Annotated in this window: 2 protein-coding genes; both read left to right on the top strand. The window is 65.0% G+C overall.

The features are described from left to right. Positions 1-411 precede the first annotated feature (411 nt). Entirely contained in the window at positions 412-1,443 is a 1,032-nt protein-coding gene (locus tag MOV74_RS34515) for an ABC transporter substrate-binding protein (RefSeq protein WP_246931437.1), read from the top strand. Beyond that, positions 1,440-3,254 (top strand): hybrid sensor histidine kinase/response regulator (locus MOV74_RS34520; protein ID WP_246931438.1); only part of this gene is annotated, 1,815 nt, incomplete at its 3' end. The genes MOV74_RS34515 and MOV74_RS34520, both read left to right, overlap by 4 nt.

Consider the following 3,254-nt stretch of genomic DNA (forward strand, 5'->3'; position numbering starts at 1 on the left):
GCTCTGGGTGCCGGTGCCGGCTTCTGCTTCGGCACGGCGCCCTGGGCCGCGAGCGGCCCGGCTGCAACGGAGGTGAACAGGCCGACGACGGCCGGAATGAGATAGATTTTGCGCATCGAAAACCTTCGAAAACAACTTGAAACAACGCTTCAAAAATCGGCAGCTGCGAAATGGCTTCCCCGAGCCGTCGTCGCAACCGGGACGGAAAATGCTGCAACGCCACAAGGCGTTACAAGGCGGCACGGAGCAGACAACACGCGAAACAGCGACTCTTTGGCAGCGTAGGAATACGGTATCGGGCTGCCAAACGCTGCGAATGAACATTCACAAGCGCATTTTTTGATCAATTGTGGACACCGGCCGTTCGCGCTAAGCATCCGAGCTGGGGCAAGCCATCATGCAAAGAAATCCATGACCGAACGGCGTTCCGCTTTCGCGGTCGATCGCCGCGGCTTCATTCGCCTTGTGGGCGCAACCACCGCAGGATGGACGGCGCTCGGCGCAACGTCGGATCGCATGCGGATCGTCGCTTCCTTGACCGCATTGCGGCTCGACGACGAACTGACAAGGCGGAGCATGATCGACAGTCCGACCTCGCGCCTCGGCGGCCTCGTCGCCGGCTTGAGACAGCGCGGCTGGGTCGAAGGCGTCAACTTCCGCCTCGAGCTTCGTTCGAGCTTCGGCCCACCGGAGAGGCTGAAGGCGGCCATTCAGGAGTTGCTGGACCTCAAGCCGGACGTGATCCTGACGGGGTCGACGATCGAAACCACGGCGGTCCTTGCCGCCACCAAGACGATTCCGATCGTGTTCGCGACCGCCAACGATCCGGTCGGCAATGGCTTCGTCGAAAGTCTTGCCCATCCCGGCGGCAACGTCACCGGCTTCACCAACAGCACCGCCGATATGGGCGGCAAATGGCTTCAACTCATCCGGGAGGCCGTGCCGGATATCGCCCGCGTGGGCGTGCTGTTCAACCCCACAAGCGCGCCTCGGGCGGGACGCTTCTTCCTCGATTCGATCGAGCAGCAAGCGGCCGAATCCGGCGTGGCTGTCGTCCCTGCGCCCGTCAACACGCTTGCGGACATCGACGCAGCCGTTGGGCGCTTCGCCGAACCACCCAAGGCGGCCATGATTGCCCTGGTCGACAGCTTCCTCGTCGTCAACCGACAGACGGTCGTTGCGGCGGCGGACAAATATCGCGTGCCCACGATCTACCCGTTCTATTATTTCATGGATGCGGGCGGGTTGATGAGCTACGGGGCGACGTTGGAGGTGCGCTCGGCCGATTACGTCGATCTCATTCTGCGCGGCACCAAGGCAGGTGATCTTCCGGTGCAGTCGCCGCGCAAATACGAGCTCCTGATCAACCGCACGGTCGCTCGCACACTGGGATTGACCATTCCGTTCACGCTGCTCGCGCGCGCCGACGAGATCCGCGAGTGAACGAGACGGTCGACCAGGGACCATTGCGGACGCCTCCCGGCCGGCTATTCCGCAAATATCTCTACTCGATCGTCGCCCTCGCCTTTGCCGCCCTCGCCATCAACACCGGCTTCGACGTCTGGTTCTCCTATCGCGAGCAGAAGCAGCTTCTGGCGGCAACGCAGCGCGAACAGGCAGCGTCCGCCGCGATCCAGATCGGCCAGTTCGTCGGCCAGATCGAAAACCAGATCAGATGGCTCTCGCGCCTGCCGCCGGAGCTGTCGACCAACGAAGACGAGCGCCTGAACGCGATCCGTCTCCTGCGTCTCTCGCCGGCGATCGCGGAGATCGCCGAGATCGACCCGCGAGGGCGCGAGCGGGTGCGCGTGTCGCGCCGCGTCGCCGACAAGGTCGGCAGCAACGTCGACCTCTCCGCTTCCCCCGCCTTCCGCGGCGCGAATGAAAGCCGGGCCTATTATGGACCGGTTTATTTCTTGGGCGACACCGAGCCGTACATGACGCTTGCCACGCGCGGCATAGGCCGCCATCCCGACGTGATCGTCGCCGACGTCAATCTGCGCTTCATCTGGGACCTCGTCGCCGGGATCAGGGTCGGCAACACCGGCAAGGCCTACGTGGTCGATCGCATGGGGGTCTTGATCGCGCATCCCGATCCGTGGCGGGCGCTTCAGCGTAGCGATCTCTCCGGCCATGCGGACGTCCGCGCCGCGCTCGACGGCGTGGGGCCGGCGGCAGGCGGACTGGTCAAGGAGGATCTGACGGGTCAACGCGTGCTCTCGACCTATGCGACGGTCCCCTCGCTCGGCTGGCTGGTGTTCGTCGAGCTGCCGCTCACCGAGGCCTACGCGCCGATCTACGCATCGATCGGCCGTTCGACCTTTCTCCTCGTCGTGCTCTTGGTCGGTGCGGTGCTGGTCTCTCTCTTTCTCAGCCGGCGCATGACGGGACCGATCCAGCTCCTGACGCAGGGCGCGCGGCGGATCGGCAGCGGCGATCTCGGCCTGCGGCTCGCGATCAGGACCGGCGACGAACTGGAAGCGCTCGGCGACCAGTTCAACCGGATGGCGGCGCATCTGCGCGACTCCTACGCGACGCTCGAACGCAAGGTGATCGAGCGCACCTCCGAGCTGGAGAAGGCGCGCGATCACGCCCTTGCCGAGCACGATGCCGCCGAGCGCGCGCGCAACGCTGCCGTGCAAGCCAATGAGACCAAATCGCGCTTCCTCGCCGTCGTCAGCCACGAGCTGCGCACGCCGCTGAACGGCTTGATGGGTGTGCTCCAATTGCTCGACGACGGCAACCTGAGTGAAGCGCAGCGGCGCCACCTCGCGACCGCCGCGGCGTCGGGCGAAACGCTGATCGCACTGGTCGATGCAGTGCTGGAATATGCCCGCCTGGAGGGCAGCACCGAAACCCTTGAGCCGCGCAATTTCCGCCTCGACCAGCTCATCGACGCGGCCGCCGAACTGATGCGCCCCCAGGCCTTCGGCAAGGGACTGACCTTCGACCTCGCCTGCGATGCGTCGGTCCAAGCCTCGGTGCACGGCGATCCTGTCAGGCTCAATCGCATCCTGCTCAATCTGATCGGCAACGCCATCAAGTTCACGCCATCGGGCGGAATCGCCGTGAACGCGGTCGCCGAGCGGCATGACGACCATATCCTGCTGAGCATCATCGTTCGCGACACCGGCATCGGCATCGCCCCCGACATGCACGAGCGGATCTTCGAGGATTTCGTGCAGGCGGACGACAGCATCGCGCGGCGGTTCGGCGGCACCGGCCTTGGCCTCGCGATCGCGCGGCGCCTCGCC

Origin of the sequence: Bradyrhizobium sp. SHOUNA76 (assembly GCF_023006445.1) — a bacterium.
Lineage (GTDB): Bacteria > Pseudomonadota > Alphaproteobacteria > Rhizobiales > Xanthobacteraceae > Bradyrhizobium.

Excerpts from the sequence above, each read along its gene's own strand:
- MOV74_RS34515 (WP_246931437.1), top strand. The coding sequence starts at position 412 with ATGACCGAACGGCGTTCCGCTTTCGCGGTCGATCGCCGCGGCTTCATT.